The organism is Amycolatopsis sp. cmx-8-4, assembly GCF_046548675.1.
Lineage (GTDB): Bacteria > Actinomycetota > Actinomycetes > Mycobacteriales > Pseudonocardiaceae > Amycolatopsis.
Genome location: NZ_JAEBDZ010000029.1, coordinates 68,815 through 91,375, shown reverse-complemented (window position 1 = coordinate 91,375; position 22,561 = coordinate 68,815). Strand labels below are relative to the sequence as shown.

Below are 22,561 nucleotides of genomic sequence, written 5' to 3'. Positions count from 1 at the left end.
CTCCCGCCGAAGCATCGCCAGTCGGCTCGTCCTGACACCTGAACAGGGCACGGCGGCCGGTCAATGAGCGACGTTCCAGTACACCGCCAGTTCGACCCGCGACGCGACACTCATCTTCTGGTACACCTTCTTGAGGTGGAATGCCACGGTGTTCCGAGAGATGAACAGCTGCCGGCCCACTTCGTTGTTGGTGTGGCCCCGGCTCACGAGGTCGGCTACCGCGAACTCCGTGCTGGTCAGTCCATGCGGAAAAATGCCCTCGCATGCCCCTGCGCGCACCACGCCGCGCCGGACCCCGAACTCCCGGAGCTTGTTCGCCACCCTGGCGGCGTCCCGCTTGGCATCGACGGCGGTATAAGTGTCCAGTGCGGACTCGAGAATTCGGATCGTGTCGGCGCGTTCGGACCGCCGCGCGGCCGACAACCCGGCCAGGTCCTCCCGTGCCGAGGCACCACACCACCGATCGGGGTAGAGCCTCCCCGCTTCCGACAGTTTGGCGAAATCGCCTTCCCGAAGTCCCGCGGAATGCAGCGCCGCAGCCCTGGTGACCGGGAATCGCGTAGCCTTCGCCGAAATGTCGAACGCCGTCGCGACGACCACTTCGGCCAGGTCACACGCACCCAGCTTTCCGGCGGCACGCACCAGCCACGACGCCGCCGCCGGTTCGGAAACCAGCAGCTGCCGCAGCACGACGGGGTTGGTGACGATGCCCACGATCAGCCCGGCTGCACTCCCCACCCCGCCGCGCATCTCCGCCACCTGAGCGATCACCCACGCGCCGGCCGACTGTCCGAAGTGGCCCAACAGCGCCTCACGGGCCAGCTTGTCCGCGAAATGCAGGCAAACCGGCATGTCAGCGCGACGTAGCGCGCTGAGTGCCATCGCCACGTACCCCGTGGGCAGCATTGCCCGAACACCGCCCCGCTCAGCGATCCGCAGCCCGGCAGCCACCTCGGCCAGCCCGTCGTCCACCCGGCCCATGGCGCACAACAGATCGCCCTGCACGATGTGCGACGTCGCGGTAGCCCGTGGTGATTCCGCCGCGGTACGGCGCGACCGAAGCCGATCGAACGCCCGCCGAGCGGCTTCGACTACCCGCGCTTTTACCAGCAACGCGATATACCAGTAGGGCGCGAGCTCACATGGCTCGTGCGTGCCGTCACAGGTAGCCGCCGCGGCCGCTACGGCGTATCCGAGCCCGACGTCGAGCCGGCCGTCGGACCACGCCCAGGCGGACTTTCGAAAACACTCGGCGGCGGCGCAGGTCCCGAGGCGGAAATCAGCGACGGAACTCGAGAAAGGATGCGGGGGAAAAGGACACTCCGGCGCGTACGGGTCACTTCTCTTCACCGGCGACGACCTTCCCGCGAAGTTCGGCCAGGACCTCGCCTGTGTGTTCACCGAGGCCGGGTATGGCGCCGGCGTACTCCACTGTCCCCTCCATATTGAACGGCGAACGCAGCACCCGGACCGGGCCACCGGGCGAGTCGGCGAAGGTCCACCGGCCCCGCGCCTCGTGCTGTGGGTGCGTCACCAGGCCGTTGAGGTCGTTCACGGCCGCCATGGGAATGCCGGCGGCCAGCAGTAGCTCGGTGGCCTTTGCCGTACCCAGGTCGCTCAGCTTCGCCTCGATCATCGGCTCTAGCTCGCCGCGATGGCGAACACGGAGCTCGTTCGTGGCGAACCGGGGATCGTCGGCCAGCTCCGGATCATCGAGAACCTTCTCGCAAAGGCGCCGCCACTGGGAGGCTGTCTGCACGGCGAAGTTGACGTGCTCGTCGCCTCCGGTGGGGTAAACGCCATACGGCACCACCATGTTGTGCCGGGCGCCGGAACGGGGAAGTTGCGTACCGGCGTAAAGCTGGTAGTAGGCGGGCGGCATCATCCATTCGCTGAGGCAGTCCAGCATCGAGATGTCGATGAAGCCGCCGCTCCCGGTGGCATCCCGGCGGCGGAGTGCGGCGACGATCGCCGCCACCGCGTACACCGCGGCGCACATGTCCGCGACCGATACCCCGGCCTTGGCTGGCTGTTGGAGCCCTCCGGTGACGGACAGGAGGCCCGCTTCGCTTTGGATCAGCAGGTCGAACGCCTTGCGGTTCCGGTACGGCCCGTCGACGCCATAGCCGGAGATGGCGCAGTTGACCAGCCGGGGTAGACGCTGCCGGAGTGTGTCACGGTCGAAGCCGAGGCGATCCACCGCGCCGGGGCCGAGATTGTGGACGAAGACGTCGGCGCTGCCCAAGAGCTGTTCGAAGGTCTTCTTCCCCGCAACGGACTTGAGGTCGAGCACGACACTGCGTTTCCCTCTGTTAGCCCAGACGAAGTACGTGGCTTGGCCGTTGACCACGGAGTCGTAGTGGCGCGCGAGATCACCGGCCGGCGGTTCGACCTTCACCACGTCGGCGCCGAGGTCCGCCAGATGACGCGAACACAGTGGTGCGGCGACAGCATGCTCCAGCGCAACGACCCGGATGCCGTCGAGCGGTGACGCGGCCGTGTCCTGTTCGGTGGCCGCCGTCATCAAGCCGGGGGTCTCGGTCATCGGCACTCCTCTGCGGCAGGGAGCCGGTCGGGCCGGCGTGAGCGAAGCCATCGGAACTGGTCGGCGTCGAGCGGGCCGCGAATGCTCAATGGCGTTGGCGAACCATGCTCAGGAACAACCGATCGAGTTCGCCGGCCAGCGAGTCCGGCGGCACCATCACCTCGATGAGAGTGACCGCGGCCTGGGAATCCGAGTCGGTCAGGGCCTGCGCGAGCTGGACCTCATCAAGGCAACGACGGAACGGCAGCCCGAAGGCTTGCGCGGCGCCGGCGAGATCGACCGATGGGGGATGACGGATGGCTTCCTTGTATCCGGGCAGCCGATGGCAAGCCACGAAATCGAACACGGCGCCACCGCCGTTGTTGACGACGCAGATACAGCCGCGCACACCGTCCTGTCGCAGCGCGCCGAGGGCGGAGAGGTCGTGGCAGGCCGCTTGGTCACCGATGAGCAGTAGGCCACGTGCTTTGCCCGCGATCAACTCCCCAGCGAAAGTGGCGATGGTGCCGTCGATGCCGTTGAGACCGCGGTTGGCGAACACCGGCATGGTCCGTGCCTCCGGGCTGAGGTGCAAGTTGGCGTTACGGACGGACATCGAATTCGCCAGGTGGATGAAGTCGAACCCATCGCTCGCCCGGCAGACCGCGTCCACCGCTCTGGACTCGCCCCACGCCAGCCTGCGCAGTGCGTGCTCCCGCCCGCGACGGGCACGTGCGGCGGCCTGTTCCCACCAGCTCCGCCATTCGCCGTCGCCAGGGCCGAGGCACTCACCGAGTCGCCGTGCGACCACCGTGTCCAGTGACCCGAGCCCGTACGACGAATCGCTGAGCACGTCTCCGGCGACATCGGCACCGACGTCCCGCAGCTGCGGACAGTCCTGGGCCGCCAAGTAGCTGTGTACGGTGTGCGACACCGGGGCTTGCCCGAGACGGATGATCAGCTCCGGTTTGGTTCTGGCGAGAAACGGGTGAAAGACGAGGGCGTCCGCCTCGCAAACGACGTTCCGCACCGCGGGACGACGCAATCCACTGGCGGCGTCCGCTAGCACCGGATAGCCGGTCATCTCGGCGAGGATGTCGACTGCGGACCTCGGCGCCCGCAGGCCTGGTCCGGCGACGATCAGTCCGCGCAGGCCGGCCCCCACTCCGAGCTCGTCGAGCAGTTCCGCGACCGCTACCTCGGGTTGTAGCGCCGGTCCGTCGGCAGTCGGCATCTCGACAGCGGCCAGGGCCGGTGCGGGCGGCGGGCCAAGCCAGCCCGGCTGCTCAGCCGTGGGACACCACGTCCCAGGAAACGGGACGTTGAGTTGAACCGGGCCCTCTTGGCCTTCGCGAGTGGCACGGACCAACGTCGCCGCCACTTCCTCAAGTGCGTCCACCATGGCCGAAGCGTCGTCGCCGGGCTCCGGCAGATCGACCGCGGCCCGGACGAACGGTGCGCAGATGGCCAGTTGATCGGTGGTCTGCCAAGCGCCGGTGCCCCGGTAGGCGACCGGGCGGTCGCAGCTGAGCACGACCAAGGGGATCTTCGACGCATCGGCTTCCAGCAGCGCGGGAACCAGGTTGCCGACCGCGCTGCCGGACGTAGTGCACACCGCGACCGGCCGACCGCCGGTCAGCGCCATGCCGAGCGCCATGAACCCGCCGATGCGTTCGTCGGTCTGCACTGTGGTGCTCAGCCTCGGATCGTGGAAGATCTGCAGCGCCATCGCGGCGGACCGCCCACCGGGGCAGAGCACGACATCGCGGATCCCCGCGGTGACCAGCTGTTCCACCAGCAGCCGACACCACAGCGCATTGGGGTTGTAGTCGTCGACCCACGACCGGTCGTCCGCCGCGGTCATGCGTTCGACTCCAGCAGGTCCGCCACGGCCGGATCGACGTCCGGGACGAATCGCTCCCAGCTCGCCGTCGTGTCGAGGTGGTGGAAGCCGGGGTGCAACCGCGCCAGCTCTTCCGCGACACGTCGGCCGCCGAGACCGATCCGGCGGACCTGGCCGGCCACGAGCCGGCCTTGCGCCCCGCGGAGACCATCGACGTCGGAAGTCGCCGTGGCGATGGCCTGGCTCAGCCGTGCTGCCAGATCGGGTGCGTCCGCCGGCACGCAGAGGTCGGGACGGCCGAGTTCGTCCATGAGATTGGGGATCCGCTCGTCGGTGGCCACGCCGACGGTCGGGACCAGCCCCGGCATCGCCGTGAGGAGAGCGTGGTAACGGGAGCTGACGAGGAGATCCGCGCTTCGGAGCACGGCCACCACTTCGGCGGCGGACAGCTCATCGGCGGTCAGGATCGGCACCTCTCCGCCGAGCGCCTCCGACAAGTCCGCGCACGCTTGCCGGTCCAGCCGTTCCATCCCGACGATGACGAGAAACCGGGCGGAGCGAGCATGCTCCCGCAACGTCGACGCGAGTCGTTCGAGGTACGAGTGGTACCGGCGGCCCGACGCCGGAGACTGCTCGTGGAACAACAGCGCTCCGAAGTGGTCCGCAGGCTGTTCCCCGGTCCTGGCCAGCTCCCGGGCTCGGCCGACATCCGGCCGGACCGGATACCAGAACGGGTTCACCGGACACACACAGGTGATCTGCCGGGCTCCATCCCAGCCGATCGACCGCAGCAGCTTCCAGGCGCGATCGCGGGACGCGGGCCGGTACGTCCAAGCCGGGTCGGCGCCGAGGTACGTCCGCAACCCGAGCCCGGCCAGCGCGCGTTCGCTCGCCGGATTCCTGGCCACCGTCAGTCCTTCGGCACAGAAGCGCTCGACGAAGTCACTGAGCAAAGGATCCATCTTGCCCGCCTCGGCTCCCCATGCCACCGCCAGCTTGCCCTGCGCCGAGGCCAACGCCAGGCTCCCGGTCAGCAACAACGCCAGCACGTTGGAGAAGGAGGACTTGAACATGGAACCTTCGCAGGCGACGACCCCATCTGCGGCAGCCACCCGGTCTTGCAGCACCTCCGGCAAGTAGCGGTCCACCTTGGCGGTACCGACCTCCGGGGTCGGTTCCGCCACCCCGTGGTCGCCGACCGCCAGCCGCTCGAACTCGATCGCCCGCGGCCCGAACATGTGCCGCAGCTGCCGGACCATCTCCGCCACCCGGATGTCCGCGCCGATGTTGCGGGTTCCCGAATACCCGGCCAGGAACAGTCGCAACGGCGACTCGAGAGTCGCCATCGGACGCGCGCTCGAGCGGTGCCGCGTCACGATGTCCCCCATGTGCTGGAACATCGTGGCTTCCGGCGTCGACGAACGGAGAAACTCACGCAGCCGGCGGCTCATCACACCGACGTCAAGGCCATTGCCCACCACAGCACCCCCTCTGGTGTGTTCCCGACACCACTCGGCCCGGTTGATCACTGCTTGTGCCTTCGCCGTCGGTTCCGATACTGCGAATGATGTCGAGACAACGACGACTCCATTGTCACACCGGCGATCCATCGAGCCCCAGAACATGCCCCGTTGTTCGAATTGCGACGTCCCACGCCCGGATCGCCACGATATTCGTGCGCAGTACCCCAGTCACGGCAGCGGCCCCGCCGGAAGGCCGAAGTGGATCTCGGCCAAATGAAAATCGAGTATATTGCCCGACCTGCACTTGTCAACCAGGAATCCGGTCGACAGGAACGACGTCGTGGCCCGCCGAGGACAGGCGAAGCAGTTCTGATCACGAGGTCGATTTGTGCGATTTTGTCAGATATGGCCCATCTGCCCACACTTTCCTGCCACCGTCCGGGGAAGGACCCGGCATGCACGCACCCTTGACCAGATAGCCCAAATGGCAGATTGCGCAGCAAGGTGTGGTCGGGCAGTGTGCTGGGAACCCGGTTTCGAGGGGTTCAGGGGTGAATCAGTTGATCATGGGGGTGATCAATCGCATCGATTTAGCATTTCCGCCGGGCCGCCGCCTTGTTCAAGGCAGCAGTCTTGGCGTCTGCCGAGTACCTGAAGCCGAACATTCGATATTTTCGCGCGGTCACCGCACAGCGTCAGGGCATCACTGATGCGTTCCGTTGCGGACCAGTCCGCCGCGCGGTCATTTCGCTTGCCTTGATTGGCTGTCGTCGAGCTATTAATCCATGGCGCGAACGCGTCCGTGCGGTTCCAGACAGGGGGAATTCCGTGGTTCAGGCGAGAGTCGCCGTGGCCGGGGTCGGCAACAATATATCCGCTTTGCTTCAGGGCGTGCAGTACTACAAAGACCCGCCGGCTGCGGACGATCCCGAGCTGCCCGGCATCCGCCGGCCGATGATCGGTTCACTGCGTCCGCAGGACGTGGAGTTCGTTGCGGCGTATGAGGTCAGTCCGGCCAAGATCGGCCTCGACCTGGTCGAAGCCATCCTCGCCGACAAGAACAACTACCCGCGGCTCGAAGTCCCCCTGCCCGCCACAGGAGTGAGTGTCGAACCCGGTATCCGCGAGCCCTGCACGGACGCGGATGTGCAACGGGTGACCGAATCGCTGCGCAGTAGTGGCGCCGAAGTGCTGGTGTACTCGCTGCCGACCGGCCTGCAATGGGCCGCGACCGCGTACGCGACAGCAGCAGCAGCGGCCGGCGTTGCGCTGGTCAACTGCACACCGGAGCTGGTGTCCCGGGACCAGCGGATGCTCGACGCGTTCGTCGCCGCGGGTGTTCCGGTGCTGGGCGACGATCTCGCCTCGCACTTCGGGTCTTCGATCGTGCATCGTGCGCTGCTGCTTCTGCTCCGGGAACGCGGTATCACCTTGAACCAGACGTACCAGATCAACATCGGCGGCAACGAGGACTTCCGTAACCTGCGTGAGCACGGCGAGAGCAAGAAGGTGTCCAAACTGAACGCTCTCGCCCAGGACGGGCTGGCGCTGGACCGGGTGGACGTCATTCCCTCCGGCGGTTATGTCGCCGGGCTGGGCGACCAGAAGGTTGCCTACATCAGCTTGGACGGCATCGGCTGGGCAGGTACCCCGGTGAGCCTGGAGCTGCGGTTGCGCGTCCAGGACTCCAGCAACGCCGCGGGGGTGATCATCGACCTCGTGCGCATCGCGGTTGCCGCCCGGCGGATCGGGCTGAAGGGCTTCGTGCCCGCCGCGGCTGCCCTGCTCAAGTCTCCACCCGACGGCCACTCAGCATATTCGCAATCCGCGATCAGTACTTCGTTCCAAGATCTGGACGCGGCCATGGAAAGCTGGAGCGTGCCGAAATGAGCATCGCCGCCTGGGAGAAGGTCGACGACCACCCCGGATATCGCGGGATGTGTGAGGCCATGGTGGAGCGGGCCGGGTTGACGGCCGGCTGCCGGGTGCTCGACGTCGGCACGGGCACGGGGATCGTGCCGTCCGTCATCGAGAAGTGCTGCCCGGCCGGGATCGCCGTCACCGCGCTGGACCCCGACGAGGGCATGCTCGCCTTCACCCGCGCGAACCGGCGGACAGTGGACGCGACCTACCGATGCGGGTTCGAGGAGATGACTGATGTCGTGCCGGAACGAGGGTTCGATCGGGTCTTCGCCGCGAACTCCCTGCACCTGGCCGAAAGTATCGCGGACGCGGTGCGGTCGGTGGCCACCATGTTGGCGCCGGGCGGATTGTTCGTGATGCTCAGCGGCTACTTCGACGGGGCCGTCAGCGCACGCGCGGTACCGGTGTACGCGAAAGTGCTTCGTGGGGCGATGAAGCGCATGGCACACGCCGGCGTGACCGGGGTGCGGCTCGACCGCGTCGCGGCCGAGCGCCTCCAGTTCCGCCGGGTCGATCTGCGTTCGTGGCTCGGTGCGGCCGGATTCACCACGCTCGCCGAAGAGGTTCTCGCCTTGTCCTTCGACCAGGAACTGGCCGAGGCGACGGTGGGCTCGGAGATGTTCGCCTCAGGCGTGTTCACCGGTGTCGACCCGGAGGTGGCCGGACCGGCGTTGATCGAATCGGTGCGCGAGGTGGCGGCGAAGACGGATCTCGCCGACGTCCGGCGCGACTACCTCTTGGTGGTGGCGCGGCTGGACGACGGCCGAACTCAGGGGCGGGAGAACGAACGATGAGCAACGTTGTCGATGTCGTGCTGGAGACCGTGCGCTCGGTCAGCACTCTGGAGACCGACGCCGAGATCCGGCTGGACGCCAGGCTCTTCGGCGATGAGGACCTGGGCATCGACTCGATCGGGGCGCTGGAGATGCTCACCATCCTCGAACGTGAACTCAGTCTGGAGATCGATGACGACGAACTGAGCTTCGAGCGTCTCGTGACTGTGCAGGATGTCATCGACCTGGTGAACGAACTGATCGCCGCGTCGGCTACCGCCGTCGACTGAGCCGGACCGTTCAGCGAACAGGAAAGCGGGGGGCCGTGCAACCGATAGCCGTTACCGGCTTGGGCGTCGAGTCGTGTGTGGGCAGCGCGCTGGACGGATTCTGGTCCGCCGTGCGCTCGGGCCGGTCAGGACACCGGGCGCTGCCGCGGGACGTCGCCGAGGCGTCCGGTTGTGCGGTGGGCGGGGTCGTCGACTTCGAGGCACCCGACGTGGTGAGCGAGTCCGAGCTGCGCCGGATGTCGCGCTTCCAGCAGATGCACTTGGCGGTCGTGCACAAGGCATTGCTGGACGCAGGTGTCATGGACTGTGCCGAGCACGCGCTCGTGTGCGGCACTTCGCTCGGCGGATTCTCCGAGATGCCGGCCCTGTTCTCGGTCCGCGATGGGGTGTGGCGCAGTACCGATCGGCTCGCTCCGCTGAAGATTCTCTCGCACACGCCCGCGACCGTGGCCGCCCAAGTACTCGGCCTCGGCGGACGCTGCCTGACGATCGGCACCGCGTGCGCGGCATCCACCGACGCGATCGCGCTCGCGTGCGACCACATCGCGCTCGGTCGCGCCGACCAGGTCGTGGCGTCGGGGGTGGAGTGCTGGATCTCGCCCTTGGCCCTTCGGTCGTTCAGCAGGTTGGGCGCGGTGAGCAAGCGATCGGGCGAGGAAGCCGCGATCGCCAGCCGCCCGTTCGATGTGGACCGGGACGGCCTGGTACCAGCAGAAGGCGCTGCCGCGCTGCACCTCGAATCACTCACTTCGGCCGTGTCACGCGGGGCGCGCATCTACGGCCTCATCGTCGGTACCGGATCGACCTGCGACGCTCACCACCCGACACGGCCGTTGCCCGACGGGCAACGGGCCGCGCAGGCGATGCGGATCGCCCTGTCAGACGCCGGGATCGAACCGTCCGCTGTGGATCACGTCGACACGCATGGCACGTCGACCAAGGACAACGACCCGGTCGAAGCACTGGCCATCCGCGCCGCGCTGGGCGCGCAGGCGGACCGGATCACTCTTTCGGCCGGCAAGTCCGTTCTCGGCCACACGCTTGGCGCGTGCGGCGCGCTGGAGACGGCAGCGGCGCTGCTGGCGCTCCGGAACGGATTCGCGCCGCCCATCGCGAACCTGCTCCGCAGCGATCCGGGCTGCGGCATGGAACTGGCCGGAAGGCATGGTGTCGCCAAGGACATCCGGGTGCTGCTGAAGATCAACCTCGGCTTCGGCGGGCACAACAGCGCGCTTGTCCTGCGGCCGGCGCCCGACGCGGTGGTGGCCGCGTGAGCGGCAGCGACGGCACCATGTCCATTTCGGCGCTCTCCGACGAGACGTTACGTCGAGCCGGCCAGTACCTGCCGGCCGTGGTCGAACTGGATCTGCACGGCCGATCAGGTGGCCGTGCACTCTCCCGGTTGCCCGTGCCCGATCGGCTCGCCGCGGTCGCCAGGAAGTTCGGCAACGTCAGCACGAAGGTCGCCACCCGCGAGATCCAACTCCCTTCCACGGCCGTACTGCCTCACAGACTGCGCGCAGCGGTCGACGCACACGGCGGGCGTCACGCGATGGCCGACTCGATCACGTGGCTGGTGCGGCACCGGGCGAGTGGGTTGCTGCGCACTTTGGCCGAGTTCGAGGGAACGACCGAATTTCCGGCGCGGGGCGACGTACCTTCGCCGGACGGCAGACCGACCCTCCTCGTCACCCCCCACATCGGTCCGTTGTTCGCGGTCCCGCTGCACATGGCGCTGATGGGGGCTCGCGTGGTGATGCCGGTCTACCGGAACCAAAGTCCACAGGGTGCGCCGTTCCTGCTGCTGTCCAAGATCGCCGACCTCCTGAACTTCCCGCCCGGCGCCGCGGTTCGCCTGCTGCCCGTTCCCAATCCGTTCGTCGGCCGCTTCGTCCACACCGCGGTCCGCCGCGGGTACTCGCTGGTGTGGCAACCGGACACGACTGTCGGCGCCGGCGTGTCTCGGAACACGGCCGAACTGCCGCTGTTCGGCCTGCGAAGGCGGGTTTCAGTGCTGCCCTACGAGATGGCACGCCGCCACGAACTGAGAGTCGTGCTCGGCTATTCGATTCTCACCGAAGCGGGCACGGTGCGTTTCGAGTACCGGAACCTGGCTCCCCCGATGGACGACGCGGAGAACTTCTTCGGCTACCTCGCGCCGGCCGTCGAGGACGCCATCGCCCGACACGTCGACCAGTGGTCGCAGCTGCGCTACTTCCCTGACATATGAACCGCCCGACCGCCGACCCGAACGGAACAGCCGCCAAAGGAGAATCGCCGATGCGTGAGCTCGACGACGTGTTGACCTGGACCGAGGAACCGCGACCCGACCACGGCATCAGTTTTCTCGGCTCCGACGGATGGGACTTCTGGTCGTATCAACGCCTGGCGGAGAACGCCGGCTTGATGGCGGGTGCGCTGGCCGAGTCCGGCGTCGAACCGGACGACGTCGTCGTGTCCGTACTGCCGTCCGGGCCTCGGTTCGTGGTGGCGCTCTTCGGCGCGATGCTGGCCGGCGCCACGGTGTCGCCGGTGGCGCCGGCGGCCGTGTGGCACCAGAGCGGTCAGTACAACGCCCACCTGACTCGGGTCCTCGGCGTCGCCCGCCCGAAGAAGGTGGTGGCCGGTGCGAACAAAGCCGGGCAGTTCGCCGACGCGGTGGCTGCCGCGGGCAGCGAACTGATCAGCTACGAAGACCTGATGGCGAACGGCAGTCCGTTCCGCACCGCTCCGTCGGACCTGGCCTTGCTGCAACTTACGTCCGGTTCCAGCGGAAATCCGAGGGGCGTCCGGGTGTCCAGGCGCGCGTTGTCGAACAACATGCGCGCGATTCACCGCTGGCTCGATCTCGCCGACCGCCCATGCTCGGCACATTGGATGCCGTTCCACCACGACATGGGCCTGATCGGTGGCTTGCTGATGCCCGCGGTTCACCAGAGTGACTGCTGGAGCCTGCGACCGGGTGACTTCGTGCGCGATCCTCTCGCCTACTTGCGCTGTTTCGGCGAGGCGGGCGGCGCGGAAATCGGTACTATGCCGAACTTCGGGCTCGAGCAGGTGATCAGCCGGGTCACGCCCGAGCGCCTGGCCGGACTGGACTTCTCCGGTTGGCGGTCGGTCGTCGTGGGCGCGGAACGGCTCGATCCCGTGGTGTTCGAGCAGTTCACCGACTTGCTGGCACCGTTCGGCTTCCGGCGCTCCGCGTTGACGCCCGCGTACGGCCTGGCCGAGGCGACGCTCGCGGTCAGTGGCTTGTCCCGGTTGCGCGAGCCACGCTATGTCCGGCTGGACCAAGACGGCCGAGCCGTGGTCACCAGCGACACCCACGGCGCGCTCATCGGCTGTGGCACGCCGCTCGGCGGGGTCGACGTCCGCATCGTGGACGAGAGTGGCGCCCCGGTGCCGGAAGGCACGGTCGGCGAGATCGTCGTGTCCAGTACCTCGCTGGCGGACGGCTACGTCTCGGGCGTGGCGGATTCGGCATCGTTGACGACGTTCGCCGAAACGGTGCTGAATACCGGCGATGCCGGGGTGGTGCACGACGGTGAGCTGTTCCCCGTCGGCCGGCTCGGCGACAGCATGAAGGTTCGCGGACGGGCCCTGTTCGCCGAGGACCTCGAAGTGGCACTGCGCGAACTGGGCATATCCGGGCACGCGGTCGCGGTGCTGCTGGGCACCCGCGGGACCGAGCCGGTCGCGGTCGCTGTGCTGGAGGAGGTGCCCGAGGACATGGTGGCGCGGGTGACCAAGCTGCTGGCGCGCCTGACCGCGGGCGTCGAGATCGACGTCGTCTGCGGGCCGTTCCGCACCATCGAACGCACCACGAGCGGAAAGCCGCGGCGCAGGACCATGTGGCGGCGATACCTGGCCGGCGAGCTCAGCCCACTCGACGTGGGGACGCGGGGATGACCACACGGACTGGCTTCCAAGTGCTCACCGAGGATCGGCTGGACTGGAACTCGCTGCCGCTTCGCCTGCTGACCAAAGGAAATCGCAAGTTCTGGAACCCCGCCGACCTGGACTTCGAGCGGGACGCGGCCGACTGGGCCCGGCTGCCGGAGACGTACCGGCGCGCGCTGACCTTCCAGGTCGCCATGTTCGTGGCGGGCGAGGAAGCGGTGGCGACCGACATCCACCCCCTCGCCCGGGCGATAGCGGCCGAAGGGCGACTGGGTGACACCCTGTACCTCACCCAGTTCGCGTTCGAGGAAGCACGGCACACCGAGGTGTTCTGCCGTTGGCTGAGCGCGGTCGGGCTGACCGAGGATTTGCACGAATACGTCGCGGACAACCCCGGCTACCGGGAGATCTTCTATCGGCGACTGCCCGCCGCCCTACACGCACTGGACAGCGATCCCTCCCCGGCCAATCAAGTGGTCGCCTCGGTGATCTACAACCATGTCGTCGAGGGCACACTGGCTCTCACCGGGTACTTTTCATTCGGCGTGTTCTGCCGCAGCCTCGACATCCTGCCCGGAATGGGCGAGCTGATCCGGCTCATCGGCGAGGACGAGCGCCGGCACATGGCCTGGGGCACGTACACGTGTCGCCGGCTCGTCACGGCCGACCGGGCGAACTGGGCGACGGCCGAGCAGACCTTCGCCGAGCTGCGGCCGGTCGCAATGTCGGCGCTGGACTGGGTGTTCGACCAGATGGGCGGCACCCCGTTCCGGTTCGGCAGGCGGATCACCAAGCAGTTCGCGCGCGCGTGTGCGGATCGCCGGCTGCGCGCGATCGAGAGTGCGGTGCGCGGGAACGACACGCCGACGGAGTCCGGCTCGCTCTCGCCCGAGGAGCTGGAAGAGCGGCATGCCGAGGAAGACGCCGAGGCGGCGAGCCGGGCTGAGCGGCTGCTGGGCGTGGCCACGATGTCTCCGACGAGGGACGGCGATGGCAGCTGACCGCCCGGGTTCAGCGCGAATCCGTTCCGCGCTTCCCGGTTACTGGCTGGTCGTCCGGCTCAGCTTCCGGCACTGTCCGGTGGCCAGCGGCGCGCTGACGCTCTGCGCCGTGCTCACCGCCGTGTTACCCGCGGCTTTCATCATCCTGATGGCCGTGCTGACCGGCCTGATGCCGGGAGTCGTGCAGGTAGGGCTGGACTCCGCCTCGGCGACGCGGCTGTGGCACACGTTCGGCGTGGCCGCTGCGGTGTTGACGGGTGCCATGATCGTGGACGTGGCCACCGATTCGATCGGCTCGGTTGTGGCCGTCCGGCTCACGTACTCACTGCAGCGCCGACTGGCTTCGGGGCTGAACCGGCTCCCCGACGTGAGCCACCTCGAGGTTCCGGAGGTGTCCACGGGACTGGCCATCGCGCGGGGTGCGTTGACCAACTTCGCACCGGCAGAAGCGCCGCTGATGCTGTCGCGAATCGTGAGCAACCGGCTCAGCGGCATCCTCGCCTGCGTCATCGTGGCGACTTGGCACTGGTGGCTCGGCCTCCTTCTGCTCGGCGCGTGGCAGGCTGCCCGGGTTCCGTTGCGACGCATCATCGCCCGCCAGACCGTGGCTCTGCAGCAGGACGTCGCGCTGGTGCACCGCGCCCGCTACTTCGCCAGGGTCGCCGGCGGCGCGGAGTTCGGGAAGGAGGTCCGGGTCTTCCGCTTGGCGAGCTGGCTGATCGGCCGCTACCGCGCGCTCTGGCTGGACGGGATGCGCGAGGTGTGGCGCTCTCGCAGCCGATTGACCCGGGTCGTCCTGATCATCGGCGGCGTGATGACCGTGGTGTACCTGCTGGTGTGCTGGTTCCTCGCGGACGCCGCGCTGAACGGAGAGCTGAGCCTGACGCGGATCGGCTTGCTGGCGCCGTCGTTGCTGCTGACCTCGGCCGTCGGCGGAATCAGTTACCGCGACATCGCCCTGGAGTGGATGGCCGACGGTCTTCGGCGCCTGGAACGGCTCAACGCCCGCCTGGAGCGAGCCGCCTCGGCACTGTCCAGCGCGCGACCGGCCCCGGCCGAGGTACGCACCGCGATCGAGTTCGACGAGGTGCGGTTCGGCTACCCCGGAGCGAAGCAGGCGGTGTTCGATGGCCTGTGCCTGACCATCCCCGCCGGTCGGTCGACCGCGATCGTCGGCGCCAACGGCGCCGGGAAGTCCACCCTTGTCAAACTGCTCGCCCGGCTCTACGACCCGGTCGACGGACGCATCACGGTGGACGGCGCCGACCTGAGCGAACTCGACGCGTGGCAGTGGCAGCAGCGCATCGCCCTTATCACCCAGGACTTCCTGCACCTGCCACTGTCCGTACGGGACAACGTCGCCTTCGCCGCGACTGACGAACCAGGAATCCGGGCGGCGCTGGCCAAAGCGGGTGCCGTCGCGTTCGTGGACGAGTTGCCGAACGGCGTCGACACCAGGCTCGCCGCCTCGTACTCCGACGGCGTCGATCTGTCCGGCGGCCAGTGGCAACGCATCGCGCTCGCCCGTGCCGTGTTCGCCCTCGGTCACGGAGCCACGGTGCTGGTGCTCGACGAGCCGACCGCTGCTCTCGACGTCCGCGCCGAGGCCGATTTCTACCGAGACTTCCTCGACCTCACCCGTGGTGTGACCACAGTGCTCATCTCGCACCGCTTCGCGACCGTCCGACTGGCCGATCGCATCCACGTGCTGGGTGAGACCGGCGTCGCGGAGAGCGGCACCCACGACGAACTGGTCTCGGCCGAAGGCCACTACGCTCGGATGTACCGGCTGCAGGCCGAACGATTCGCCGCGGAGTCGCCGTGAAGCGGGCCCACGGGAACTGGCGGCTGCTCGACGAGCTCAGCCGGGGTGTGGCGCCGAACTGGACATGGGCAGCCACGACTGTCAGTGTCGCCGGAGCGATCAGCCTGTCGCTGTATCCGTTCGGATTGCGGATGTTCACCGACGGGTTCCTCGGCGGCGACCGATCGGCGGTAGTGATCGGCGCGGTCCTGATGGCCCTGCTCTACGTCGCGGGCTGGGTGTGCGGTGGGCTGAGCGCCAATCTTGTCGCCGGGCTCACCGAGCGCGCCGGCATGGAGCTGAAATGCCGGATCGCCGAACTGATCAACTCGGTGCCGGGCATCGAGCACTTCGAGCGGCCCGGCTACCTGCGGCACCTGGAGTTGTTGCAGGATCGGGTGAAGCTGCTCTCGGGCTACCCTCGTCAGGCCATCGCGTTGCTCGGCGTGCTGGTGCGGTTGGCTGTGGTGGTCGTCCTGCTGGCCACGGTGTATCCGCCGCTCGCCGCGCTCGCGTTCGCCGGCCTCATCCCCTACTTCGTCGACCGCGTCGCCGATCGGCCCAAGCAACGACTCGACGAGGCCCTGCGGGAGCAGCGACGGCTCGCCGACGACCTTTTCACCGTGACCGTCACGCCCAGGTACGGGCCGGAACTGCGGACGTACCGTGCTGCCGAAGACCTGCTGCGTAGACATGTCCGCCTGTCGGACCGGATCGCGCGCGGAACGGCCGCCGGCGCGGCCGCGTCCGGTTTGCTGCGCGCCCTCGGCTGGGTGATCTTCGCGGGCTTGTTCCTCGCCGGGATCGCCGTGGTCATCGTGCGCACCGCCGAGGGCGAGACCAGCCTGGGGCAACTGCTCATGACGATCGTGCTGGTGCGCCGGGCTCAGGTCCAGTTCGCGCAGATCGGCGAGACGACCAGCCAGCTGGGCACCATCTCGTCCACGGTGCGCAGCCTGCGCTGGCTGGAGGACTACGCGACGCGGACGAGTGTTCGGTCCGCTGACGCGGCCGGCAGGCTGCCGGCCTCGCTGCGCTCCGGCATCGAGTTGCGGTCCGTGACATTCGGGTTCGACCGGACCCGGCCGGTACTGCGCGATCTCGACCTGCGCATTCCGGCGGGTACGACGGTCGCGGTCGTGGGCGAGAACGGCGCCGGCAAGACCACGCTGGTCAAGCTCCTCGCCGGGCTGTACGCAGCAGACGAGGGCACCGTCCTCGTGGACGGCGTCGACCTGGCCACGGTGCCGGCCCCGGCCTGGCACGGCCGGATCTCGGTGGCGTTCCAGGATTTCGCGCGTTACGAACTCACCGTGGGGCAGAACGTCGGCGTGGGCGACCTGCCCCGGCTCGACGACGAGCAGGCCATCCGTTCCGCCTTGGCCCGTGCGGACGGGACCGGTCTCGTCGGGACGCACCCGGCCGGCCTCGACGAGCAGCTGTCCGGTGGGACCGGGCTTTCCGGCGGTCAGTGGCAACAGCTTGCCCTGGCCAGAGCGATGATGCGCGACGCGCCGATGCTGCTGATGCTCGACGAGCCGACCGCGAGTCTCGCGCCGGCCGTCGAACAGGCCCTGTTCGAGAACTACGCGAAGAGCGCGCGGCGGCTGGCCCGCGAGCACGGCACGGTCACCGTGCTGGTGTCCCACCGGTTCGCCACCGTTCGCACGGCGGACCTCATCGTGGTGCTCCGTGACGGGCGGATCACCGAAACCGGCGACCACGCGCAGCTGCTGGCCCGCGATGGCTACTACGCCGAGCTCTTCCGCATGCACGCGGCCATCCACGGCCGGCCGCTGCCCCCATCCACAGGTTCGCTGCCGGACGCGGCGGCGGCCGGACACGACGGAGGAAACTGATGCCCCAGAACGGTGCCGCGATCGATGCGGTCGTCTTCGACGTCGGGGAGACGATCCTCGACGAGACGTGGGAGTACGGCGCCTGGGCCGACTGGCTCGGAGTGCCCCGGCACACCTTCTCCTCGGTGTTCGGGGCCGTGATCGCGACCGGCGGTGACTACCGGGACACCTTCCAGCGTTTCCGCCCGGGGTTCGACTTGCACGCGGAACGGGAGAAGCGGGCTGAAGCCGGCGTTCCCGAGGTGTTCACTGCGGACGATCTGTACCCGGACGCGGTCGGCTGCTTGTCCGAGTTGTGCGCGCTCGGCGTCCGCGTCGGCCTCGCGGGCAACCAGACGGCTCGCAACGAGCGCACGCTGCGCGGTCTCGACCTCCCGGTGGACTTCATCGGTACCTCCGAGAACTGGGGCGTGGAAAAGCCGGACGACGCGTTCTTCGAGAAGGTCGTCGAGGTCGCCGGCGTACCCCGCGAGCAGATCCTCTACGTCGGCGACCGGCTGGACAACGATGTCCGGCCGGCGCAGCGATGTGGTCTCGCCACCGCGTGGATCCGCCGCGGCCCGTGGGGGTACATCCCGCACGACACGGAGATCTCCCGGCGCTGCCGGTTCGTGCTGGACACGCTCACCGACCTGCCCGCCCTGGTCGCGAAGACGAACGCCAACGCGGACCGGGGCTAGGTCACCATGGCGACCACCGAGCACCTGACTTCCGCGACCGGCACGCACTCCCGGGCACTCGACAGCCTGCGTGCCGTGGCCGTGCTCGCCGTGATCCTTTTCCACCTCGGCCTGTTCCAGCCCGGTTGGCTCGGCGTGCCGGTGTTCTTCGTGCTCAGCGGGCACTTCATCACTCGCACCCTGCTACAGCACGCCGGCGCGCCACGCGGACCGAGGGCCAGGGACTTCTTCCGGAACCGGGCGTTACGGCTGGTGCCGCTCTACTTGGTGTTCTGCGTGGCGCTGACGGTGCTGGCCGCCTGCGGCGAAGGTGGCCGGTCGCTGCCGGGCGACCTGCCCTACATCTGGACCTGGACCTACAACCTGCGCCCCTTGCTGCCCGGGTACACGCCGAACGGGCTGGTGCTCTACAACCACGTTTGGTCGCTCGGCCTCGAGGTGCAGGTCTACCTGGTGTGGGCCGCCCTGGTGCTGTGCCTTTCCCGGCGTTCGCTGGTGCGGACCATGCCGGCCCTGGTGCTGGCGGGCCCGGCGCTGCGAGTGCTGGCCTGGCTGCTCCTGATGGGGGCCGGCACGTCCGGAGCCGGCGCGGTCCAGGGTGTCTACCTGCTGCCGTTTTCCTACCTCGACGCCTTCGCAGTGGGCACGTGCGTGGCACTGCCGGAGATCCGGGCGAGGCTGCCCCGGCCGGCGGTCGTCGTTTCGGTCACCCTGGGGGCGGTGCTCGTGGTCTCGCTCGTCGCCGTGCTGACCGGGTTCGCCCGCACGCATCGGGTGCCGGCGGACCTCGGCTGGCCGAACATGCTGGGCGCCGGCGCCGGGTGGATCTGGCAATACTCGATGATCGCGCTCGCCGCGGGGGCGCTCACCTACGCACTGAGCACACCCGGTCGCGCCGCCCGAGTCTTCGGGATCGCCCCCTTTGCCTGGATCGGAAAAGTCTCCTACGGCGCCTACCTGATCCACGTGCCGTTGATCGGGCTCTCCGTCGCCTTGCTGAGCCAGCGCGACAACGGTCGTTCACCCGGTGCGGGGACACCCGGTCCGGTGTCCATCGTGGTGTTCCTCGTTGTCCTGTTCGGCCTGACAGCCATCTCCTACCGATGGCTCGAAATGCCGTGGCTGCGTCGCAAGCGCAACGCGCTGTCCCCGGTGACGTCAGCCGAGCCGGACCGCGAAGGAGTGACCTCATGACCGTGACCGGTACGCGGAGCCGCCAGTGGCGCAACTGGGCAGGCACCGAATCGTGCACGCCGTGCCTGACCATCGCGGCCCGCCACGAGGACGACATCATCGGCGCGGTGCGGGCCGCGGCGGACCGTGATGACGAGATCCGGGTGACCGGGTCGGGACACTCGTCCAACGCGATCGCCTGTACCCCTGGTGTCCGGCTGGACCTCGCCCGGCACCGCGGGATCGTCTCGATCGACCGGGACGCCGGAGAGGTGACCGTCCGGGCCGGCACCACGATCGCCGCGCTGAACACCGCGCTGCACCGGGCCGGGCTGGCCGTTGCCAACCTCGGGCACCTGGCCGGGCAGACCCTCGGCGGCGCCATCTCCACGGGCAACCACGGCAGCGGCCGGAGCCACCCGCCGCTGGCCGGGGAGGTCACCTCCGTCCGGCTCGTGCGGGGAGACGGCGACGTGGCGAATCTGACCGCCGCGAGTGGTGACCTGTTCCGCTGCGTCCGCACCGCACTCGGCGGGCTCGGGATACTCAGTGCGGTGACGATGCGGGTTCGCCCGGCGTTCCGGCTCCGGGTGACCGAACGCCCCGAACCACTCGCCGCGGTGCTGGAACGGTTCGCGCACTGGCCGGCGGAGGCCGAGCACACCTACTTCTCGTTCCGGCCGGGCGGCCGCGAGGTCCACATGCGACACATGTCAGCGGTGCCGGACGAGACGTCACCGCGAGCCGGCTTGATCCGGCTCGCCGGCACGGCGGCCCAGGTCCGCACTGCGGCGAGGTGGGCAGGGCCGATACCGTCTCGGGACTACGTGACCGACAGCCAAAACGCATTCACGGTCTGGGAGCCGGCACGGTTCAGCGCGTGCGAATACGCGTTCCCGTTGGAGGGTGGCGGCGAGGTGCTCACCGCGGTGTGCGATGCCCTGGTCGGCCACGAACCAAGGTCGCCGTACCCGTTCACCGTGCGCGTGTCCGCGGCCGAGGACGCCGCTCTCAGCTTGGCCGCAGACCGGCCGACGATGTACCTGAACTTCGCGACACCGAACAAAGCCGGAGACGTCGCAGTGCTGCGGCGGTTCGACGCGGCCTGCCGGGAGCACGGAGGCCGGCCGCACTGGGGGAAACGGCACTTCGCCGCCGCTGAGTACATCCGCGACCGCTACCCCGGCTGGGAGCTGTTCCAGCGGGTCCGGACCGCCGTGGATCCGGAGCAGCGATTCGTCAACGAACACCTGCGCCGCGTGCTCGGGATCACCGGATCCGGCCGGACCGGGAGGAATCGATGAACAGAGAAGCGGCGGTCGCGGTCGCGACCGAATTGGCACAGCAGATCTTGACCGCGTTTCCCGAGGCGTCCGCGGTGTGCCTCGGCGGCAGCGTCGCCTACGCGGTGGAAGCCACCGATGCGATTTCCGACCTCGACATCTTCGTGTACTGGCAGTCGAGCCTGTGCCCTCCGGACGAGTTCGCCGCACGATGGTCGGCCGCGTTCGGCACAAGAATCACCGTACGGCGGCGGGAGTACTTCCTCGAGCATCGGCACCTCGCCTGCGGGCTCGACATCGACCTCAAGCACATGACTGTGCACCGGGTCTGGCGCTTCGCGAACCAAGAACCGAATCTGGACGAGCTGTACCTCGAGAAGATCCATTCCCTCTACCACTACCTGGTGCTGGCCGAGGTACCCGGAAGCGCGATCCGGACGATCATCGACCGCACGCGTGCCCGGATGACCACCGATGCCATCGGGATGGCCGGGTACGCGCTGGAGACCTACGGGAAGCAGGTGTATTCGGCGATCAAGCAGGGAGTACTCCGGCAGGAGCCCATGGCCGCGGCGGACTGCTTCGACACCGCGTTGCACACCCTCGTTCACATCGCGTACCTGCAGAACGGCCAATGGCCACCGCCGTACAAGTGGAGGTTGACCGCTTCACGGGCCGGCCGTCTCCCAGAGTGGAACGCCATTCATGACGCGGTCGCCGAGCTGCGCCACGGGCACGACGAGCCCCTGGTGGAGCGGCTGATCACCCTACGGAAGGTCGAGCGGGCGGTAGCCGGCGGGTACCAGCGCCATCCATGGTCGGCGTTCACCGAAGACCACTGGTGGTGGGCGGGGTTGCGTCCCCTCCTCGGCAATGGAGTCTTCGTCTGATCACCCGGGCTTCGGCTGATAGCCGCCCTGCGGCTGATTCGCGCATCGAGAAAGGATGACCATGACCCAGGCAGGAACACCGCGCCGGACCACCGGCCGCGACGCCATCGAGATCACCTTGTGCGCCCTGTTCACCGGTTCGGCCGGCAGTGGATTGATGGGACTGTACGACGACTACTTCACCCGAGAAGGAACCAAGGACAAAGCCGTCGAGCTGACCGAGCGGATCAACGTCCACTTCGGAACCGATCTGCCGGTGGAGCTCCTGGTCGAACACCCCACGGTGGACGACTACGCAAAGATCATCCGCGCACGGACACTCGACGGTGTAACACCGTGCACCGTGCTGCTCAAGGACGGCGCCCCGGAGGTTCCCCCACTGTTCTGCATGCACCCCATGCCGGGCACGGTGTTCAAGTACATCTCGCTCGCCAACGCCTACCCGGGAGAGCGGCGGCTCTACGGGATGCAGTTCTACGGTCTGGAGCCACATCGCGAACCCGACCGGACCATCGAGCAGATGGCCGCTCGGTACATCGCCGAAATGCGCACACTGAATCCCGCCGGCCCCTACCACCTGCTGGGCTACTCGCTGGGCGGAAAGATCACCTTCGAAATGGCCAAGCAGTTGGTGGCCTCGAAGCTGCCGCTGGGCATGGTGGCACTGGCGGACGCCTCGCTCGGCGTACCCCCCAGGGGCTTCGCCGCGGAGGGCGCGGATGGCCAGATGCGGCTGGGGAAGCTGCGGATCGGACTGGAGCTCAGCGAAGTGGACGAAGAACACCTCCGCAGCGTCGAACCCGCCGCGCGCGTGGCCGCCATCACGGCGATGGCGAAGACCAAGGGGACGCTCCCCGCCGATTACTCCGCACCTTCGATGAACCGGATGCTGGAGACGTACGACTACACGCTGGCTGCGGCCGCCGCCTACGAGCCCAGCTGGCTGGACGCGGACGTCGCGTTCTACCGCTGCTTCGAGCGTCCTGGCGCCGTGGACTACGGCTGGGGGGAGCACTTCCGGTTGCGCGGCGAAGTGATGGTGCTGCCCGGCGATCACGAGCAGGTGTTCCGTGGCGAAAACGGCCCACGGGTGGCCCGCGATCTGGAACGACGCATTTCGGAGTGGCGGCCGGTTGTGTGACCGGACCTCCTCAT

18 protein-coding genes are annotated in these 22,561 nt (G+C 68.3%); 14 read left to right on the top strand and 4 right to left on the bottom strand.

The features are described 5' to 3' along the window. Positions 1-60: 60 nt before the first annotated feature. The 4 genes from ACLJQZ_RS39885 to ACLJQZ_RS39870 form a co-directional block, all read right to left on the bottom strand. Entirely contained in the window at positions 61-1,350 is a 1,290-nt protein-coding gene (locus tag ACLJQZ_RS39885; protein WP_410625887.1) for a helix-turn-helix transcriptional regulator, read from the bottom strand. Next, positions 1,337-2,545: a CaiB/BaiF CoA transferase family protein gene (locus tag ACLJQZ_RS39880; RefSeq protein ID WP_410625885.1), complete on the bottom strand. Its 1,209-nt coding sequence runs from the start codon at positions 2,543-2,545 to the stop codon at positions 1,337-1,339. Before ACLJQZ_RS39880 ends, ACLJQZ_RS39885 begins: the two co-directional genes overlap by 14 nt. A gap of 85 nt (positions 2,546-2,630) precedes the next feature. Then, on the bottom strand, positions 2,631-4,388 hold the full coding sequence (gene menD, locus ACLJQZ_RS39875; RefSeq protein ID WP_410625883.1) for a 2-succinyl-5-enolpyruvyl-6-hydroxy-3-cyclohexene-1-carboxylic-acid synthase: 1,758 nt from the start codon (positions 4,386-4,388) through the stop codon (positions 2,631-2,633). Then, on the bottom strand, positions 4,385-5,818 hold the full coding sequence (locus ACLJQZ_RS39870) for a polysaccharide pyruvyl transferase family protein (protein WP_410625881.1): 1,434 nt from the start codon (positions 5,816-5,818) through the stop codon (positions 4,385-4,387). The genes menD and ACLJQZ_RS39870 overlap by 4 nt, the downstream gene beginning before the upstream one ends. An 861-nt stretch (positions 5,819-6,679) precedes the next feature. Between ACLJQZ_RS39870 and ACLJQZ_RS39865 the strand changes: the two genes are divergently transcribed. Genes ACLJQZ_RS39865 through ACLJQZ_RS39800 form a run of 14 tightly spaced genes read left to right on the top strand, consistent with a single transcriptional unit; the run spans position 6,680 to position 22,547 of the window. Further along, positions 6,680-7,720: an inositol-3-phosphate synthase gene (locus ACLJQZ_RS39865; protein WP_410625879.1), complete on the top strand. Its 1,041-nt coding sequence runs from the start codon at positions 6,680-6,682 to the stop codon at positions 7,718-7,720. After that, entirely contained in the window at positions 7,717-8,547 is an 831-nt protein-coding gene (locus ACLJQZ_RS39860; RefSeq protein ID WP_410625877.1) for a class I SAM-dependent methyltransferase, read from the top strand. Before ACLJQZ_RS39865 ends, ACLJQZ_RS39860 begins: the two co-directional genes overlap by 4 nt. Next, on the top strand, positions 8,544-8,816 hold the full coding sequence (locus ACLJQZ_RS39855; RefSeq protein ID WP_410625875.1) for an acyl carrier protein: 273 nt from the start codon (positions 8,544-8,546) through the stop codon (positions 8,814-8,816). The genes ACLJQZ_RS39860 and ACLJQZ_RS39855 overlap by 4 nt, the downstream gene beginning before the upstream one ends. A 35-nt stretch (positions 8,817-8,851) precedes the next feature. Continuing rightward, positions 8,852-10,090 carry a beta-ketoacyl-[acyl-carrier-protein] synthase family protein gene (locus ACLJQZ_RS39850; protein ID WP_410625873.1) on the top strand — a complete coding sequence of 413 codons (1,239 nt, stop codon included), beginning with the start codon at positions 8,852-8,854 and terminating at the stop codon, positions 10,088-10,090. Beyond that, positions 10,087-11,046 (top strand): hypothetical protein, encoded by a 960-nt coding sequence (locus ACLJQZ_RS39845; RefSeq protein WP_410625871.1) that lies wholly within the window; start codon positions 10,087-10,089, stop codon positions 11,044-11,046. The genes ACLJQZ_RS39850 and ACLJQZ_RS39845 overlap by 4 nt, the downstream gene beginning before the upstream one ends. Before the next feature lie 50 nt (positions 11,047-11,096). Continuing rightward, positions 11,097-12,725 carry an AMP-binding protein gene (locus ACLJQZ_RS39840; RefSeq protein ID WP_410625869.1) on the top strand — a complete coding sequence of 543 codons (1,629 nt, stop codon included), beginning with the start codon at positions 11,097-11,099 and terminating at the stop codon, positions 12,723-12,725. Beyond that, on the top strand, positions 12,722-13,717 hold the full coding sequence (locus ACLJQZ_RS39835) for a R2-like ligand-binding oxidase (RefSeq protein WP_410625867.1): 996 nt from the start codon (positions 12,722-12,724) through the stop codon (positions 13,715-13,717). Before ACLJQZ_RS39840 ends, ACLJQZ_RS39835 begins: the two co-directional genes overlap by 4 nt. Beyond that, on the top strand, positions 13,707-15,542 hold the full coding sequence (locus ACLJQZ_RS39830; RefSeq protein WP_410625865.1) for an ABC transporter ATP-binding protein: 1,836 nt from the start codon (positions 13,707-13,709) through the stop codon (positions 15,540-15,542). Before ACLJQZ_RS39835 ends, ACLJQZ_RS39830 begins: the two co-directional genes overlap by 11 nt. Continuing rightward, positions 15,539-17,380: an ABC transporter ATP-binding protein gene (locus tag ACLJQZ_RS39825; RefSeq protein WP_410625863.1), complete on the top strand. Its 1,842-nt coding sequence runs from the start codon at positions 15,539-15,541 to the stop codon at positions 17,378-17,380. The genes ACLJQZ_RS39830 and ACLJQZ_RS39825 overlap by 4 nt, the downstream gene beginning before the upstream one ends. Further along, complete coding sequence (locus tag ACLJQZ_RS39820; RefSeq protein WP_410625861.1) at positions 17,380-18,060, top strand: HAD family hydrolase; 681 nt, start codon at positions 17,380-17,382, stop codon at positions 18,058-18,060. Before ACLJQZ_RS39825 ends, ACLJQZ_RS39820 begins: the two co-directional genes overlap by 1 nt. 6 nt (positions 18,061-18,066) lie before the next feature. Continuing rightward, positions 18,067-19,254, top strand: coding sequence for an acyltransferase family protein (locus ACLJQZ_RS39815; protein WP_410625859.1), 1,188 nt, complete (start codon positions 18,067-18,069; stop codon positions 19,252-19,254). After that, a complete protein-coding gene (locus tag ACLJQZ_RS39810) occupies positions 19,251-20,537 on the top strand; it encodes a D-arabinono-1,4-lactone oxidase (RefSeq protein ID WP_410625857.1) in 1,287 nt (428 codons plus the stop codon). Before ACLJQZ_RS39815 ends, ACLJQZ_RS39810 begins: the two co-directional genes overlap by 4 nt. Next, positions 20,534-21,406 (top strand): hypothetical protein, encoded by an 873-nt coding sequence (locus ACLJQZ_RS39805; protein WP_410625856.1) that lies wholly within the window; start codon positions 20,534-20,536, stop codon positions 21,404-21,406. Before ACLJQZ_RS39810 ends, ACLJQZ_RS39805 begins: the two co-directional genes overlap by 4 nt. Positions 21,407-21,461: 55 nt before the next feature. Further along, positions 21,462-22,547, top strand: coding sequence for a thioesterase domain-containing protein (locus tag ACLJQZ_RS39800; protein ID WP_410625854.1), 1,086 nt, complete (start codon positions 21,462-21,464; stop codon positions 22,545-22,547). The last annotated feature ends 14 nt before the right edge of the window (positions 22,548-22,561 follow it).

Bases quoted from the DNA above. Each gene is read 5' to 3' on its own strand.
- ACLJQZ_RS39815 (WP_410625859.1), top strand. From the start codon at position 18,067: ATGGCGACCACCGAGCACCTGACTTCCGCGACCGGCACGCACTCCCGG.
- ACLJQZ_RS39835 (WP_410625867.1), top strand. From the start codon at position 12,722: ATGACCACACGGACTGGCTTCCAAGTGCTCACCGAGGATCGGCTGGAC.
- ACLJQZ_RS39830 (WP_410625865.1), top strand. From the start codon at position 13,707: ATGGCAGCTGACCGCCCGGGTTCAGCGCGAATCCGTTCCGCGCTTCCC.
- ACLJQZ_RS39800 (WP_410625854.1), top strand. From the start codon at position 21,462: ATGACCATGACCCAGGCAGGAACACCGCGCCGGACCACCGGCCGCGAC.
- ACLJQZ_RS39870 (WP_410625881.1), bottom strand. From the start codon at position 5,818: ATGAGCCGCCGGCTGCGTGAGTTTCTCCGTTCGTCGACGCCGGAAGCC.
- ACLJQZ_RS39855 (WP_410625875.1), top strand. From the start codon at position 8,544: ATGAGCAACGTTGTCGATGTCGTGCTGGAGACCGTGCGCTCGGTCAGC.
- ACLJQZ_RS39840 (WP_410625869.1), top strand. From the start codon at position 11,097: ATGCGTGAGCTCGACGACGTGTTGACCTGGACCGAGGAACCGCGACCC.
- ACLJQZ_RS39810 (WP_410625857.1), top strand. From the start codon at position 19,251: ATGACCGTGACCGGTACGCGGAGCCGCCAGTGGCGCAACTGGGCAGGC.
- ACLJQZ_RS39820 (WP_410625861.1), top strand. From the start codon at position 17,380: ATGCCCCAGAACGGTGCCGCGATCGATGCGGTCGTCTTCGACGTCGGG.
- ACLJQZ_RS39880 (WP_410625885.1), bottom strand. From the start codon at position 2,545: ATGACCGAGACCCCCGGCTTGATGACGGCGGCCACCGAACAGGACACG.
- menD (WP_410625883.1), bottom strand. From the start codon at position 4,388: ATGACCGCGGCGGACGACCGGTCGTGGGTCGACGACTACAACCCCAAT.
- ACLJQZ_RS39805 (WP_410625856.1), top strand. From the start codon at position 20,534: ATGAACAGAGAAGCGGCGGTCGCGGTCGCGACCGAATTGGCACAGCAG.
- ACLJQZ_RS39860 (WP_410625877.1), top strand. From the start codon at position 7,717: ATGAGCATCGCCGCCTGGGAGAAGGTCGACGACCACCCCGGATATCGC.